Below are 14,808 nucleotides of genomic sequence, written 5' to 3' on the forward strand. Positions count from 1 at the left end.
CGGTCGCGCCGCGAACGAACGCGCGAGACAAGCCCGTCATGACCGACACGATGAAATGCCCGACCTGCAATTCCGAGCACGCCTATCAGGACCGCGATCTCTGGGTCTGCCCGGAATGCGGCCATGAATGGAGCGGCGCGGCGGACGCGGCCGCGGACACGGCGCAGGATACGGGCGTGCGCGATGCCAACGGCAACGCGCTCGCCGACGGCGACAGCGTCATCGTGATCAAGGATCTCAAGATCAAGGGCTCGTCCTCGGTCGTCAAGGGCGGCACCAAGGTGCGCAACATCCGCCTGCAGGACGCCAGCGACGGCCACAACATCGCCTGCAAGATCGACGGCATCGGCGCGATGAATCTGAAGTCTGAGTTCGTGAAGAAGGCGTGAGGTCCGCTAGCTTTGCCGCTGCGCCAGGTAGAACCCGCACAGCACCGTCACGAGGCCTGCCATCTGCAGCATCGTCGGCGGCTCGCCGAGCAGCAACCAGCCCGTGAGCAGCGTCAGTGCGGGCACGCAGGCCGGAAACACCGCGGCGCGGGCGACGCCGAGACGCTGGACGGAGACGGCGTAGAGATAGAGCGCCGCGGGGCCGGCAAGCACGCCCTGCGCCAGCGCCTGGATCGCGTTCTCGGTCATGCCGATTGACGCAATGTGGGCGAGGCCGACCGTGGCGACGTAGACCGGCACCAGCAGCAGCGACAGCACGTTGATCACGAGCGCAGCCGGCACGGCCGAGACGCGCCATCGGCGCAGCATCGCGCCGAAGCCGGCGAACATGAACCCGGCGAGCACGAAGATCAGATCGCCCTGAATGCCGTCGGCGCCGATGTGGCCGATCGATTCCGCACCGATCACGCCGAGGCCTCCGACGATGACGAGCGCGCCGGTCAGGCGCGAGGCGGAGATCCGCTCCTTCAGCACGACCGCCGCGAGCAGGAGGCCGCCGAGCGTGGCGCAAGAGGGCTGGATCACGCTGCCATGGCCGAGCGGGACGAACAGGAAGCCGCTGTAGGAGATCAGCGACATCACGGGACCGCCGAGCACCATCAGCACCAGCCCCCTGCCCCAGCCGATACCGCAGAGATCGGAGAGTCCGGCGCGCAACACGAGGGGCAGGAAGGCGATCCCCGACCAGACGTAGCGATGCACCAGCAGATCGACCGGCGTGAAGCCGGCCCTGAGGCCGTGCCGCGTGGCGGCAAAGCCGAGCGCCCAGAACAGCGCCGCGGCAAGCCCGCAGACCACGCCGAGCAGTGCCGGCGCGGTATCCTTCTTCTGAGCGTCGGCGCCGCTCGTCCGCTGATCCATGGATCTCTCGATATGTCGGCTCGCTGAGCCGCTCAACCCACGCGGCTGCAGGGCTGTCACGCGAGGGCGGTGCCGACTGCGCGTGTTACAGCCCCTCGTCGAAGACCATCCGCCATCCCTTGCGCGTATCCATGTATTCCCGCACTTGCCTGATCCGGTCGCCCACCACCTCGAACACGAAGCAATACTCGTTCTCGTACGGCTTGCCGCCGGGCAGCGTGGCGCGCATCCGCTCCTCCACGATCACGACATCGCCGTCGACATACACGCCGCGGAACGCGATATCGATGCTCGAAAACAATCGGTGCATCTCCTGCGCGATGAAGCGCGCGATCTGGTGCGGCCCCTTCATGTGATCGGTGTGGTCGAGCGCGATGGCGGTGGCATTGCCCTTCGGCGCGATCCATTCGGCGTCTTCGGTGAAGAGTGCCGCGATGCGCTCGGGATCGCGTGACGAAAAGGTCTTCCAGGCGTTCAGTACGACGTCTCTCGGGCTGGTCACGATGGGGTCTCCGGCCGTGTTGCGATGAGAACCGCCTTCTAGGCCGCGAGGCGCGCCGCGGCTCGCCGCAATCGGACTCGGTCATCCGGCAGCCCTTCCGCCGCCGCCCCCATGCGCTACCATGCGATCATGTTGAGCTTTGATGTCTGCAACGCCGCGCGCCTGCGCCGCGATCCCCGCTATGACGGCCGCTTCTTCACGGCGGTGAAGACCACGGGCATCTATTGCCGGCCGGTCTGTCCGGCCAAGCAGCCGCTGGCGCGCAATGTGGTCTATTATCCGACGGCTGCGGCTGCCGAGGCCGCCGGCTTCCGGCCCTGCCTGCGCTGCCGTCCCGAGACCGCTCCTTTCTGCCCGGCCTGGAACGGCACACGCTCCACGGTGGCCCGGGCCATGAGGCTCATCGATGACGGCGCGCTGGATGAAGGCTCTGTGGTCGATCTCGCGACGCGGCTCGGCATCTCGTCGCGTCACCTGGCGCGCCTGTTCGAGCGCCATGTCGGCGCTACGCCGCAGCAGCTCGCCCAGACACTGCGCGTCCAGCGCGCCAAGCGCCTGCTCGATGCCGGCGATGACAGCATGACCGCTATCGCATTCCAGGCCGGGTTCGGCAGCCTGCGCAGGTTCAACGCCGCCTTCGCCGAACTCTACGGCCGCTCGCCGTCAAGCCTGCGCGCGCGGCGAGCTTAGCGGCCCGCGCCAGTGATCACGTCCGCGGTCTTCACCTTGCGCGGGCTGAGCACCTTCACCTGGTGGACCGAGGCGATTGCGCTTGGCGTTGCGACCTGCTGCTCGACATGTGCGGCACCGAGCACGCGCACCTGCAGCGGGGAAACCGGGAAACCGTTGGCCTCATAGGTCGGCAGCTCGGCGGCGAAAGCCGCGGTGCCGCCCGCGATCGTCAGGAAGGCGGCGATCGACAAGGTCTTCTTGTTCATTGGTGATGCTCCGAGGTTTGAGAGTCGAAGCCTATCTAGGCGCATTTTGCTGCAGCGCGACATACACAGCCGCATTGCAACATCGCATGCGGTGCATGACGTTATGCCTAATACGTCCAGGGATTTGGGCGAATCGCGCCGGCTGCGACGCGGCGCCTCCAGAGGAAGTGCTCAGCCGCCGAGCACGTTGCCCCAGCCATCGAAGAGATAGGTCTTCCAGGCCACGGTTCCATCCGCGCTAGGCCGGCTGGCGCGGCGGTAGTCCTCGGCCTGGTCGGCGGTCCAGGTGATGATCGTGTCGGAGAGACGATCGTGCAGGATGGCGGGCTCGGTGGGGTCGAAGGCGTCCATGGGACGAAGCGAGGGATGCGTCATGGCGCCTCCAACGCACCAGCCGCAACAAAGTTGCGGCAGCGTCAAATGGAACCGGGCGTTGCACTTCGGCCACAGTTGCCCCGAAAAGCCCGCACTCCCCGATTTGCGCCATTGCGCCGCCACACCGTGGCCCGAACAATCGACGTGCTGCGTGCCTTTCCGTGCGACTGTTTCGTCAGACTGTTTGCATCATCACTGTTCGGGCAGGATTGTTCGAGCAGACCGTTTGGAGGCAGGGGATCATGAACGATCGGCGGTCTCTTCTGGTGGCGTTATCGTGTCCCTCGGCGGTTGTCGCCGGCTGGCTGGCATTGTCTCTCTCCGCCTATGCGCCTGCGCTCATCGAGAATAGCGGCGCCAATGTAGCTGCGATCTCGCACGCCAAGGATCTCGGCCGCATCGACCTCGCCGACGTGCCGCGCGCTGCGACCCTTGAGGACCGCGTCGCCTTGGCCGCCGACATCGCGGCCACCGTCACTGCGCTGCCCGACCCTGCCGCACCGGCAGAGGCAACGCCGGAAGAGCCCGCCTCCACCATCAAGCTTGCCTCGGCCGACCCGGCGCTGATCCTGCCGGCGGAAGCCGTGCCCGCGCCGCCGATCTTGCCTGAACCGGAGCCCGTCGTCAGCGAGGTTGCCCCCGCCCCTGCGCCCGAGCCCGTCAAGCTCGCATCCGCCGATCCCACCGAGATCGTGACGACGGACACATTGTCGGCCGCGGCGAGCGCGAGCGACCCCGTTGCGCCTGCGCGCAAGGCGTCACCGCCTGCCGACAACATCGCTGTGCTCGACGAATGCTTCGTCATGGAAGCCTGCATCGACCGCTACCTCTGGGCGCTCTATCAGCGCACCGCCAAGGAAGACACGATGAAGGTGCAGGAGCGGCGCGCCGTCACCATCAAGCGCAAGGGCAAGACCGTCACGGTGATGCGCAGCTTCACCAAGCTGGTCGATCAGGACTTCACCTGGAAGGATCCACATGCGGCCGAGCGCGCGGGCATGTCAATGATGGACTACGTCATCGGCGGCATGGACAAGAGCTTCAAGCGGAAGCTGTTCCGCATGATGCTCGCGGCCGAAGCCGCCGGCCTCTCGCCGGGCATCACCAGCGCGTTCCGCGACGATTATCGCCAGTCGATCGCGAGCGGCCTGAAGGCTGCGTCCAACCGTTCCTATCACGGCGGCAGCACGCGCGGCGGTTATGGCCATGGCATGGCCGCCGATATCGTCAGCACGCAAGGCAATAATCGGGCGCAGCGCTGGGTCTCGACCGAGATCCTGTGGAAGTGGGTCGACGCCAACGGCAAGGCGTTTGGCATCGGGCGCCCCTATCTCGGCCGCGATCCGCCCCATGTCGGCCCGATCGACGGCCAGGAATATATCTCGAAGCGCGGCACCTCCGACCGCAAGGACGTTGCCGGCGCCAAGCCGAAGAAGACACAAGGCCTCGCGAGCGCCAAGCCGCCGAAGGCTGACGTCGCGCGCGAGCACAAGGGCTCGGCGGCCAAGCCGCAGAAGTCGGCGCAATCGGCCGGCAAGCGCGCGACCTGACGGTTTACGGCTTGCGCTCTGCCGTCGGCAGCGGCACCAGCCGCATCTCGGCCGAGCCGGCGTCCTGCGTGCGCACCAGCACGGCAAAGACCGTGTCGACCGCGCGCCCTACCGCCAACTCCATTGCTTCGCCCTTGGCCAGATGCGCCGCGATCAGCCCGGTAAGGAGATCGCCGGTGCCGTAGGGACGGATCGGCAGGCGCGGCGTCGCAAAGCGCGACAATCGCCCATCAGTGCACAGGATCGTCTCCACCTGCCCCGCCGCCGTGTCAGCGAGGGTGCAGCCGGTGGCGACGACGTCGGTGCCTGCCCCAGCCAGCACCGCGCAGGCCGCGCTGAGGCTCTCGGCGTCGGCAATTGCGGCGCCAGAGAGCAGCTCGAGTTCGAACTGGTTCGGCGTCGTCAGGTTCGCCGCCGGGAGCAGCCGGTGGCGGAGCACGTCCAGGATGCCGTCCGCGACATAGACGCGGCCGTCGTCACCGATCACGGGATCGCAGAGATAGACGAGCTTTCCATTCCGCGTGCGCGCCCGTTCGACGAAGTCGGCGATCACGGCGGCATTGCCGGGCGAGCCGAGATAGCCGGTAACGAGCAGCGCGGCCTCGTCGACCAGGCCGCGCTCCTCCACGCCCTTGAGGAGATCGGCGACGAGCTCGGTCTCCAGCACCCGCCCGCGCAGGCTCGGATAGCGCGGATGGTTGGACAGCAGCGTCGTCGGCACCGCAGCGACGTTCACGCCCTCCGCCTGCAGGGCATAGGCGGCCGCGCTGTTGCCGACATGGCCGTGGACCACCTGGCTCTGGATGGAGATGACGAGCATGAAAGAGGTCCGTACGGACAAACGTGGAGCGATGCAAGTGTTGCCCGGATCTCGCTTCAGCGTCGGCCCAATTCCCCGAGATAGGCGCAGAACATGTCGGCAAGCCCGTCGGCATGATGCGCAATCTCGGCATGACTGCGCGGCGTCTCCGAAAATCGCTTGCCGACCTCGCTGAGCGTGGTCGTGATCAGCTCGCCGGCGAGACCCCGCGTCGCATTGGAAGTTTTGGGCAGCGCCTCTCGCATGAAGGCATCGACGATGCCCTTGCTGGCCGCCCGGACCTCGCGCGCTTCGGGTGCGTCACGATAGAGTGGCGCGGCGTCGTTGAGGGCCGTGCGGATCGCAGCCTCCTCGCACTCGGAGCGGATGAAGGCATGGACCAGCGCGCGCAACCGCGCCGGTGGCGGCTTGGCGCGATCGGCGAGGATATCGCGCAGCAGCTCGCTCGTATGCCGCCACTCGTCGCTCTGGAGACGAAACAGGATTGCGGCCTTGTTTGGAAAATATTGATAGAGCGACCCGACGCTCACCCCGGCCCGCTCAGCCACCCGCGCCGTGGTGAAACGTTGCGCGCCCTCCTTCGCCAAAACCTGAACAGCCGCATCCAGAATCGCCGCCACCAGCTCCGTCGAGCGGGCTTGTTGCGGCTGTTTTCGCGAGGAAATTGAACGGCTTCGACGGTCGGCCATGGGTCGCTCCGGCAATGCGAATAGGAAATGCGACGAATTAGTCGTATTTCAAACGACGCGCAAGCACGCGCTTCTTTCGCCAACTCTGGAGACTTCGAATGACCACCCCGACCATCGCTTCGCTTGCGCCGCTACTGGATCGCCTGTTCAGCGAAGCCGAGGCAGCAAGCGAAGCAACGGAAGCCGCAGTCGCAGACCTGTCCGACGCAGAGCGGGAGCGGATGATGCGGAGCATGACCGAATATCGCGATCTCTATGGACGCCTGAAGGACGCACCGCTCGCGGTCTCGCGCGCGACCGGAGCGCTGCTCTACATGCTGGCGCGCAGCTCCCACGCCCGGTCCATCGTCGAGTTCGGCACCTCGTTCGGCATCTCGACACTGCACCTTGCCGCGGGCCTGCGCGACAACGGTGGGGGGCGTCTCATCACCAGCGAGTTCGAGCCGTCCAAGGCGGCGCGGGCGCGAGACAACATCTCGGCCGCCGGCTTGATCGATCTCGTCGACATCCGCGAAGGCGACGCGCTGAAGACACTCAGCACCAATCTGCCCGATGCGGTCGATCTCGTGCTGCTCGATGGTGCCAAGGCGCTTTACCGCGAGATCCTGGATCTGGTCGAAGGCCGGCTCCGGCCGGGGGCGATCATCGTCGCCGACAACGCCGGCCACAGCCCTGACTATCTGGCGCGGGTGCGCGCGCCCGGCAGCGGCTACATGTCCACGCCCTTTGCCGAAGATGTCGAACTCTCGGTCCGGATCAGCTAGGAAGGGGCCGACGCATCGCGGCCTCGAGCCGCCGCACGATCACACGCGGCGGCTCGGCCCCAGCGGAAGTCACCACGTCCCGTCGGCAATGTCGCAGGTTCGTCATTCGCATGTGATATTGGCGACAGCCGCGCGGTATCTTCCTCACGCCAAGAGGCTCATGACCTCCGCCTTCAACGCCTATACGGCCCTCGCCCTCGCCATCGTGTTCGAGGTCACCGCGTCGGCGTTCCTGCAGCAGTCCGCGCAGTTCACCCGTCCCTGGCCGACGCTGGCGATGGTGCTGTTCTACGTCGCCTCGTTCTACGCGCTCTCGGTGGCGATCCGGGTGATTCCGTTGAGCATCGCCTATGCGATCTGGGGCGGGGTCGGCATCATCCTGACCGCCACCGTCTCCTTCGTGCTGTTCCGTCAGATCTTGGACGCCGCAGCCTTCGTCGGTATCGCGTTGATCGTATCAGGGGTGGTGATCATCAACCTGTTCTCGGAGACCACCGTGCGTTGATGCGCGCGGCACCGGCACTGAAGGTCCAGGCCGCGCTCCACCATCACGCTGCGGACAGCTGATCGAGCTCGGACGGCGCGTAGGCCTTGCCATCCTGGTCGGTGACGACCACCCGCCACCCCTCGCTCGCCCACACTTTCGCCTTCGCTACGATGAGCAATCGGCTCTCGCGGGCGAAACTGTACTTTTCGTTGTCGCGTTCTGCGACCATCTTGTAGGCCAATTCGCATCCCCTTGCGTCGCCCTGCACCCGGCCTTCTCGTGGCAGCGGGCTTTGGCGGCAATTCGCCGGGAGCGTGGCAATTTCGTGCCATCCACGAGGCCTGTGGCCGGCCCCGTGCCGTCGCAACAGAGCGATCTCGTTGCCTCGGATCGGCGCTAGTGCACGCGGATAATGTGCGGGCGGCCGAGATTGATGAGGCCCTGCACCGCCGAAAGACGGTCATTGAGGGCTGCGATGGTGAGCAGCAGATTGTTGCGACGCTCATCGAGTAGTCCCATTTCTGCGCCCGACAGCTTGGTGCCCGCCCGCTCCTTGTGGATCTCCTCGAGGGATTCGCGCAGTCCGGCAATCAGGCCGGCCAGCTGCTTGGCCTCCTTGGTCATCGACCGCTTCGCGACATTTTGCTGACGGCGCGTCTCCGCTTGGTTCTGTCTCATCGTCATCCTCCGGTGCCCCGCTGCCCCGAGTGGATGCTTACAGCTTTGGATAGACATATTACGATCGATGAAATCTGCCCGCGAAGAACTTTCTTAAATTGTACGCGCACGGAACCGGAGGGCGCGCGCAAGCGGTAAGCCCGGCACGAGGGCCGGGCTTTCGTTGCAGCCGTGCTAGCTCGGCTGCGCCGCATGCGGCATCGCGGGCGGCACGGCCCACGCGGCGCTTTCGGCGTCAGCTCGCCGGCAGCATGAAGGCATCGAAGAACGATGCGAGCCCGGCAAAATCGTCGAGCGGCAGCACGGTCGCGACATACTGATCGGGCCGCACCACGACCATGCAGCCGGCAGCCCGATCGATGCCGCGCATCGTGAAGACGTCCTGGCCGCTCTTGAAATCCGGGCAGAACATCTTCTCGTAGTCGTGCAAGCCATAGCGGCCTTTGCTCGGGAGCAACATCGGCGGCATTGCCTCGATGGCGAGCTCGCGATGGTCCTGCTGAAACACCGCGCGCAGATCGATCACGCTGTCGATGTCAGCTCCAACAGGCGTATATCGACGGATAGGTGACTTCCGGGACTCCGCGAGGAAATTGCACAAAGCACGAATGGCCGAGCCCGACGCTGCGGGGTTCTCAGCGGGCGAGAACGCGTAGATGCGGAAGCGGCCATCAGCCCGTCCGGCATGGCCGAGATGCACCGGCTTGGCATCCGCCAGCCGGATCACCGGCGCGGAATGGAAGCGCGTGCCGATAATGAGGCCCTGCGCAAGATGCTGATGCGTGGCCGCGCCGGTGAGTATCGACGGCTTGTAATGCGTTGCCGTGCCCGCGGTAAAACGTCCGTGCCGGACGAAATAGTCCTGCGTTTTGGCGGCATCGGCGCCGCCGGCCTTGGCGGCGGAGGCGAGGATATCAGCCCATTCGCGATCGAAATCGATCAGCTCCTTCGCGACTGCCCGGCGCTCGGCCGAGTAGGAATGCAACAGGCTTTGCGCACATTGCCTCCGCAGCACGGCGGCGAGCTTCCAGCCGAGATTGAAGGCATCCTGCATCGAAACGTTCATGCCCTGCCCGGCCTTCGGGCTGTGGGTGTGGCAGGCATCGCCGGCGATGAAGATGCGCGGCAGGCGCGTCTCGATCTCGCCCTCCGGCACGTCGTCGAACTTGTCGGTGAGGCGCTGGCCGATCTCGTAGACCGACCACCAGGCGATCTCCTTCACCTCAAGCCGATGCGGCTTCAGGACCCGCTGCGCTTTCGCAATCACGTCATCGGCGGTGATGTTGCGATTGGCGACGCGTTCGCCGGCATCGAGCTTGGCGAGCTCGACATAGATGCGGACCATGTAGCCGCCTTCGCGCGGAATGATCAGCAGGCTGCCGTCCTTGGCCGACTGGATCAGCGACTTGAAGCGGATGTCCGGAAAATCGGTCACCGCCAGCACGTCCATCACGCCCCAGGCGTGGTTGGCGGAATCACCGTGCAGCTCGCGCCCGATCGACTTGCGCACCGTGCTGCGGGCGCCGTCGCAGCCGACGACGTAGCGGGCCTTGATCGTCTCGACCTTGCCCTCGTTCGCGGCATCGACGCGTTCGAGGCGCACGGTCACGGCAGGATCGTCGGCACCGGCGGCCGGATCGACATTCACATCAAGCACGCGTCGGCTGTAATACGGCGCGAGCTTCGCCGGCGACTTGCGCATGACGTCGAGAAAGCAATCATGGACGCGCGCCTGGTTCAGGATGAGGTGCGGGAATTCCGACAGCCCGTCCTCGACGTCCTGCACCCGGCCACTGCGGACGATCTTCTCCGGCGCCGCTTCATCCGGCTTCCAGAACGTGGTCTCGTTGACCCAACAGGCCTCCTTCAGCACACGCTCGCTGAAGCCATAGGCGTGGAACATCTCCATGGTGCGGCAGGCGATGCCGTCGGCCTGACCGACCAGCAGGCGGTCCGGCTTCTGCTCGACGATGCAGGTCCTGATGTCGGGGAATTGCGCGAGCTGGGCGGCGAGCGTCAGGCCGGCCGGCCCGCAGCCGACGATGAGGACATCGACCTCGCCAGGCACGGCGCCCGCCGCTCCCGATGCCTGAACGCGCGCGGCAGGATCGGCGATTTCAGGGTCGCCCGGCTGAAATCCATTGAGATGGAACTGCATGAGCACCTCTCCCGCCAAATTCTGTTTGATTATTGCTCAGTATGCTGACTATCAGTATACTTGTCAAATGATCCGCACCGCTCTGCCCCGGAGGAGATTTCGGTGAAAGACAACAACGACATGCCCGGACATCTGGCACGCCGCTTCCAGCAGATCTCGGTCGCGGTGTTCCTGGCCGAGGTCGGGGATGCCGGCTTCGATCTCACGCCGGTGCAATACGCGGCGCTTGCGACCATCAAGGCCAATCCAGGGCTCGATCAGGTGACGCTCGCCGGATTGATCGCCTACGATCGCACCACCATCACCGGCGTGATCGATCGCCTCGTCCAGAAGGGCCTCGCGGAGCGGCGCCCCTCCAGCCGCGACCGCCGCGCGCGTGAGCTCGAGATCACCGACGAGGGCCGCCGCACGCTGCGCAAGATCACCCCGGCCGTCGAATCCGCGCAGCGCATCATGCTGCGCGGCCTCAGCGCGAAAGAGGGTGAGGAGCTGATGCGGCTGCTGCGCAAGGCGATCGCCGCCGGCAACGAGCTCAGCCGCGCGCCGCTGCGCGATACGCAGCTCTGATCTCGGACCATGTCGGTAATTGTCGCAGCGCACGAAACCAGGAACTAACCTTCGGCTGCTAACGTCGGCCGCATTGGGGCGCTTAACGCGCGATTAACTTTGCGGGGCGGAGTTTCGGATGTTCAGGTTCCTGGTTGCGGCCGCGGCCGTCGCGCTCTCGACCGTTCAGGCGGTCGCAGGGGGCCATGGCGGCGGCGATCCTCCTCCGCCGAAGGTCGAGGCGCCAACGGCTCCCGCGAAGGTGATCCTGACCAAGCAGGGGCCCAAGCTCGTCGATCTCAACGGCATGACGCTCTACTATTACGAGCGCGACACCACGGGAAAGACGTCGAACTGCAACGGCAAATGCATCGAGAGCTGGGTGCCGCTCGCCGCAACGGCCGACGCCAGGGCCGTCGGCGACTTCACCGTGATCAGCCGCAACGACGGCAGCAAGATGTGGGCCTACCGTTATCGCCCGCTCTACACCTCGCCCGCCGACAAGGCGCCGGGCGACGCCAACGGCAACGCCACGACGCTGCAATGGCGGGTCGCCCGGCCTGAGAACTAGAGCGTGACAACGCACCAAAACTCGAACTGACCGGCGCAGACCTCAGCCGCGCCAGCGTCCACCCGCCTCGGCCTGCGCGCTCTGCCCCGGCGGCAACACCACGACCATCGAATTGAGCTTCACCCGGTCGTAGAGATCAATGACGTCCTCGTTGCGCATCCGGATGCAGCCGGACGAGATCGCCTGCCCGATATATTCGGGCTGGTTAGTGCCGTGGATGCGGTAGAGCGTGTCCTTGTTGCCGACATAGAGATAGATGCCCCGCGCGCCCAGCGGATTGGCGGGACCACCGGGAACGCGCGCCGGATAGGGACCGAGCCGCGCCTGGATATCCGCGGTGGGGACCCAGTCCGGCCATTCCGCCAAACGGCCGACCCGCGCGACGCCGGAGAACGCCATGGCTTCCTCGCCGACCGCAACGCCGTAGCGGATCGCCTTGCCCTCGGGCAGCACGTAATAGAGGTAGCGCGCGTCGGTATCGACCAGGATCGTGCCCGGCAGCTCCTTGCGGTGATAATCGACGATGTGACGCAGATATTGCTGGGGCACGTTCGCCTTCGCGTAAGGCGCGTGCGCGAGCAACTGACGGTCGCGCGGCGTCATGCTCGCATCCGTCGATGGCGAAAGTGTCGTCTGCATGCAGCCGCCGAGCGGCAACAGGGCTGCGACGAACAAAACGAGTAGAGATCTAGGCACCGCCGGCCCCCCAATAGCGGAACAACACCGCCCCCAACGTCGCCAGATATTGCCAAAATCGTGCTGAAAACAAGGCGGTGCAGGAACACATGCGCGTGTTCGGCAAATCGGGTTCCATCACCACAAAGGGCGGAAGAGTGTCGCATCATCTCCATCCCCTCGCCTTGCTTTGGTCAAACCCGGCTGGACTCGTGCGCATGGGGACCGGGGATGGGCTCACCTCGGATCAGCCCCGCGCCAATGCGGATGCCTTAACCTCGAACACTGGGCTTCAAAGGAGCTGCGATGCTCGCGACGCTGAATGCCAAGCAAATCGTCGATGAGATCGTGAAAGACACGGTCAAGGACAACGATCCTCACGACGCGGTCCAGATCTCGCCTGAGATAGTGCGGGCCTCGCGCCCCGCCAGCGTGTCGCCAGCGCTGGCGCCGGAGATCGCGCCGCGTCCGGAGCCCAGGATTGCCCCGGAACCCAAGTTTGCCCCGCAGCCCAAGGTCACGCCGAAGTTCAGTCTGGAGCCGGCGCGCGCGCCCGAGCCCACCATCAGCGTCGTCTACGGAAAATCCACTGCGGCACCGTCGATCGACACCGCTGTCCGCGTCACGTCCAGCGATGGTCCCGTGATCAAGAGGCGATCCTCGGTCGGCAAGTGGCTGCGCGGCGCGTCCGTCGCGTTCCTGCTTGCCGGCGCCAGCGTGGCCGCGAGCATCGCCTGGGAGAAGCACGGCGACACAGCAAAGCAGTTGCTGGCCGAATGGACGCCGGCGCTGACCTCGCTGCTCCCGACGACCTCGTTGCTGTCTGCGACACCGCAGCAAAGCGCGCCGGTCGCCGCCGCCCAGGCCGCGCCGCCCGCAGTAGAAGCCACACCCAACCAAACGGCAGATCAAGCTGCTGCGCCGCCCGCAGCTCAGCTTGCTGCGGCTCCGCCCGCGGCACCACAGCCCGTCGACGCGGCGCAGTCGGTGCAATCGATGACACGCGATCTCGCCGCCATGGCGCAGCAGATCGAGCAGCTCAAGGCCAACATCGCCGAGTTGAAGGCCGGACAGGAGCAGATGGCGCGCGAGATGGCGAGGCCACCCGCAGCGAAGCCGGTCACCGAAGCGCGGCCGCCGGTTGATCCGCGCGCACGCGCAGCCGCGGTCCCGTCGCAGCCCGCGGCGCCGCCGGTTCGCAAGCCCAAGCCGCCTGTAACGCGGACCTACATGCCGGCTTCTTCGCCCGCACCGCTCGCACCTCCGCCGCCGTCAACGCAGGCCGCCGCCGCGCCGCCGGCTGCGCCGACCACGACGACGCAAGCCGTTGCCGATGACGACGGACCTATCGTTCGTCCGCCGATGCCGCTGCGTTAGAATAACGCCGACGTCCCGCGCACGCTGTCCGAGTCGATGTGAAGCGTTAACTCCGGGCGATTACGGTGAGCGACGTCTCGCTCAAGAGAAAAGGCCGTCGGGATCTATGCCGGCGGCCTTCTCTTGCAGCTGCCGGTTCCCGGAGCCCGGTTCTGCTGCAATTCCATGCCTTAATGATCGCGCAGGCATATTTAATAAATTCTTAACGAGCCCGCACGCTGCACATCATTTCTGCGCCATAAGCCCAGAGATTGCGCGCTCTGTTCATTCGATAGAGGTCGACTCAGTGGTACCATCCGACATGTGTTGAGACTTGCACTGAAGCTCAGATCGTCACACCGGGGAATTCGGATGCCCTACTATTATTTCGATCTCGTGGTTGGTGAAGAGTTCAAGAACCAGGGTGGAATCATCCTCGAGGACATCGAGGTTGCCTCCGATCGCGCTGATCAATTGGCCTGCGAGCTGTCGCAGGTGAAGCCGGAGCTGCAGCAGAAGGGTTGCGCGGTGCGCGTCACCGATCGCGATCACAACGAGCTCTATCGCACGCCGCTCGATCCGGTGCCGGCCTGGCAGCGCTAGGCTAATCCAGCACTGGTGCTTCGAACCAGTTCGTCAGCGACAATCCGCCGTCGACGACGAAGGCCGCGCCGGTGACGTAAGCGGACAGCTTGTTCGACAGCACCGTGAGCGCCATCGGTGCGAGATCCCCGGCCTCACCGAGGCGTCCGAGCGGAATGTGCCGCGCCAGCGCGGGATCGGCGACGAACCCGCCGGCTGCGATCGCGCCGGGAACTAGAGCGTTGACGCGGATGTCGTAGCGTCCGAGCGTCTTGGCCAGCTCCTTCACCAGCATCGCCATGGCGGCCTTTGCCGTCGAGTAATGCGCCAGGTTGCGCGGCGTGCCCGCATGTAGCGAGGTCAGAAACAGGAACGAGCCCGGCCGCTTCGCCGCGATCAGACCTTTGGCGAGCCCGCGCGCCAGGTGAAAGCCGGCATCGAGATTGACGGCATGCATCTCCTGCCAGATGTTGCGATCGACTGCGAGCAAGTGATCCGCCTCGCGCCGCGGCGGCGAGGCGCTGTGGACGAAATGCGTGACCTCGCCCAGCGCGGAATGTGCTGATGTCAGCAGCTCATCGCAGGCCTCGAGGCTGGCAAGATTGCCGACCCAGGGCACGGCGAGATCTGGCCTCTCGCTCGCGCCGATCGCGGCGCGCACCCGCTCCGCGCTGACATCCGCGAACACGGTACGGATGCCCTCGCCGACCAGGCCGAGCGCGATCGCGCGGCCGATGCCGTTGCCCGCGCCGGTGACGAGCGCGGTGTCGCGGGTGGGATCGAACGGCGTGCTGAACAGGCTCATGT

20 protein-coding genes are annotated in these 14,808 nt (G+C 65.8%); 9 read left to right on the top strand and 11 right to left on the bottom strand.

Going from position 1 to position 14,808, the window contains the following annotated elements; all coding sequences use genetic code 11:
- The first annotated feature begins 38 nt into the window (after positions 1 to 38).
- Positions 39 to 389: a zinc ribbon domain-containing protein YjdM gene (locus ACM43_RS36245; protein ID WP_271546799.1), complete on the top strand. Its 351-nt coding sequence runs from the start codon at positions 39 to 41 to the stop codon at positions 387 to 389.
- Positions 390 to 395: 6 nt separating this feature from the next.
- On the opposite strand, the gene ACM43_RS36250 is transcribed toward ACM43_RS36245, so the two are convergent.
- Together ACM43_RS36250 and ACM43_RS36255 are read right to left on the bottom strand one after the other, a co-directional pair.
- Entirely contained in the window at positions 396 to 1,310 is a 915-nt protein-coding gene (locus tag ACM43_RS36250) for a DMT family transporter (RefSeq protein WP_271546800.1), read from the bottom strand.
- A gap of 85 nt (positions 1,311 to 1,395) precedes the next feature.
- A complete protein-coding gene (locus ACM43_RS36255; protein WP_271546802.1) occupies positions 1,396 to 1,812 on the bottom strand; it encodes a nuclear transport factor 2 family protein in 417 nt (138 codons plus the stop codon).
- 129 nt (positions 1,813 to 1,941) lie between these two features.
- On the opposite strand from ACM43_RS36255, the gene ACM43_RS36260 reads away from it, so the two are divergent.
- Positions 1,942 to 2,502 carry a bifunctional transcriptional activator/DNA repair enzyme AdaA gene (locus ACM43_RS36260; RefSeq protein WP_157287437.1) on the top strand — a complete coding sequence of 187 codons (561 nt, stop codon included), beginning with the start codon at positions 1,942 to 1,944 and terminating at the stop codon, positions 2,500 to 2,502.
- Here ACM43_RS36260 and ACM43_RS36265 read toward each other — a convergent pair.
- Positions 2,499 to 2,750: a hypothetical protein gene (locus tag ACM43_RS36265; protein WP_271546805.1), complete on the bottom strand. Its 252-nt coding sequence runs from the start codon at positions 2,748 to 2,750 to the stop codon at positions 2,499 to 2,501. The two genes, ACM43_RS36260 and ACM43_RS36265, sit on opposite strands and share 4 nt — an antisense overlap.
- A 171-nt stretch (positions 2,751 to 2,921) precedes the next feature.
- Complete coding sequence (locus ACM43_RS36270; protein ID WP_271546807.1) at positions 2,922 to 3,125, bottom strand: hypothetical protein; 204 nt, start codon at positions 3,123 to 3,125, stop codon at positions 2,922 to 2,924.
- A gap of 242 nt (positions 3,126 to 3,367) precedes the next feature.
- Between ACM43_RS36270 and ACM43_RS36275 the strand changes: the two genes are divergently transcribed.
- Complete coding sequence (locus tag ACM43_RS36275) at positions 3,368 to 4,675, top strand: hypothetical protein (protein WP_271546809.1); 1,308 nt, start codon at positions 3,368 to 3,370, stop codon at positions 4,673 to 4,675.
- 4 nt (positions 4,676 to 4,679) lie between these two features.
- Here the strand turns inward: ACM43_RS36275 and pdxY are convergent, their stop codons facing one another.
- Both pdxY and ACM43_RS36285 read right to left on the bottom strand, forming a co-directional pair.
- The gene (gene pdxY, locus ACM43_RS36280) at positions 4,680 to 5,495 is read right to left on the bottom strand and encodes a pyridoxal kinase (protein ID WP_271546811.1); all 816 of its coding nucleotides are present in this window, start codon (positions 5,493 to 5,495) and stop codon (positions 4,680 to 4,682) included.
- A 56-nt stretch (positions 5,496 to 5,551) separates the two neighbouring features.
- Complete coding sequence (locus tag ACM43_RS36285; RefSeq protein WP_157287443.1) at positions 5,552 to 6,184, bottom strand: TetR family transcriptional regulator; 633 nt, start codon at positions 6,182 to 6,184, stop codon at positions 5,552 to 5,554.
- A 98-nt stretch (positions 6,185 to 6,282) separates the two neighbouring features.
- Between ACM43_RS36285 and ACM43_RS36290 the strand changes: the two genes are divergently transcribed.
- Positions 6,283 to 6,948, top strand: a complete 666-nt coding sequence (locus ACM43_RS36290; RefSeq protein ID WP_271546813.1) for an O-methyltransferase — start codon at positions 6,283 to 6,285, stop codon at positions 6,946 to 6,948.
- A gap of 160 nt (positions 6,949 to 7,108) precedes the next feature.
- Positions 7,109 to 7,453: a DMT family transporter gene (locus ACM43_RS36295; protein WP_025035970.1), complete on the top strand. Its 345-nt coding sequence runs from the start codon at positions 7,109 to 7,111 to the stop codon at positions 7,451 to 7,453.
- A 43-nt stretch (positions 7,454 to 7,496) separates the two neighbouring features.
- Here ACM43_RS36295 and ACM43_RS36300 read toward each other — a convergent pair whose 3' ends face one another.
- The 3 genes from ACM43_RS36300 to ACM43_RS36310 all read right to left on the bottom strand — a co-directional run bounded on the left by ACM43_RS36300 (position 7,497) and on the right by ACM43_RS36310 (position 10,271).
- The gene (locus ACM43_RS36300) at positions 7,497 to 7,703 is read right to left on the bottom strand and encodes a hypothetical protein (RefSeq protein ID WP_036000235.1); all 207 of its coding nucleotides are present in this window, start codon (positions 7,701 to 7,703) and stop codon (positions 7,497 to 7,499) included.
- A 128-nt stretch (positions 7,704 to 7,831) separates the two neighbouring features.
- Positions 7,832 to 8,113, bottom strand: a complete 282-nt coding sequence (locus tag ACM43_RS36305) for a hypothetical protein (protein ID WP_036000293.1) — start codon at positions 8,111 to 8,113, stop codon at positions 7,832 to 7,834.
- A 235-nt stretch (positions 8,114 to 8,348) separates the two neighbouring features.
- Positions 8,349 to 10,271 carry an FAD-binding monooxygenase gene (locus ACM43_RS36310; protein ID WP_271546816.1) on the bottom strand — a complete coding sequence of 641 codons (1,923 nt, stop codon included), beginning with the start codon at positions 10,269 to 10,271 and terminating at the stop codon, positions 8,349 to 8,351.
- A 102-nt stretch (positions 10,272 to 10,373) separates the two neighbouring features.
- Between ACM43_RS36310 and ACM43_RS36315 the strand changes: the two genes are divergently transcribed.
- Positions 10,374 to 10,838, top strand: a complete 465-nt coding sequence (locus ACM43_RS36315) for a MarR family winged helix-turn-helix transcriptional regulator (RefSeq protein WP_271546818.1) — start codon at positions 10,374 to 10,376, stop codon at positions 10,836 to 10,838.
- A gap of 118 nt (positions 10,839 to 10,956) precedes the next feature.
- Positions 10,957 to 11,388, top strand: a complete 432-nt coding sequence (locus tag ACM43_RS36320; RefSeq protein ID WP_157287449.1) for a COG4315 family predicted lipoprotein — start codon at positions 10,957 to 10,959, stop codon at positions 11,386 to 11,388.
- A gap of 42 nt (positions 11,389 to 11,430) precedes the next feature.
- Here the strand turns inward: ACM43_RS36320 and ACM43_RS36325 are convergent, their stop codons facing one another.
- Positions 11,431 to 12,027: a L,D-transpeptidase gene (locus ACM43_RS36325; protein WP_157287451.1), complete on the bottom strand. Its 597-nt coding sequence runs from the start codon at positions 12,025 to 12,027 to the stop codon at positions 11,431 to 11,433.
- Between the two features lie 342 nt (positions 12,028 to 12,369).
- On the opposite strand from ACM43_RS36325, the gene ACM43_RS36330 reads away from it, so the two are divergent.
- Both ACM43_RS36330 and ACM43_RS36335 read left to right on the top strand, forming a co-directional pair.
- Positions 12,370 to 13,440 carry a hypothetical protein gene (locus ACM43_RS36330; protein WP_271546822.1) on the top strand — a complete coding sequence of 357 codons (1,071 nt, stop codon included), beginning with the start codon at positions 12,370 to 12,372 and terminating at the stop codon, positions 13,438 to 13,440.
- Positions 13,441 to 13,791: 351 nt separating this feature from the next.
- Positions 13,792 to 14,022, top strand: a complete 231-nt coding sequence (locus ACM43_RS36335; RefSeq protein WP_025035960.1) for a DUF6894 family protein — start codon at positions 13,792 to 13,794, stop codon at positions 14,020 to 14,022.
- Position 14,023: 1 nt separating this feature from the next.
- Here ACM43_RS36335 and ACM43_RS36340 read toward each other — a convergent pair whose 3' ends face one another.
- Entirely contained in the window at positions 14,024 to 14,806 is a 783-nt protein-coding gene (locus ACM43_RS36340) for an SDR family NAD(P)-dependent oxidoreductase (protein WP_271546824.1), read from the bottom strand.
- Between the last annotated feature and the right edge of the window lie 2 nt (positions 14,807 to 14,808).

This window comes from Bradyrhizobium sp. CCBAU 45321 (assembly GCF_028128975.1).
Classification (GTDB): domain Bacteria; phylum Pseudomonadota; class Alphaproteobacteria; order Rhizobiales; family Xanthobacteraceae; genus Bradyrhizobium; species Bradyrhizobium yuanmingense.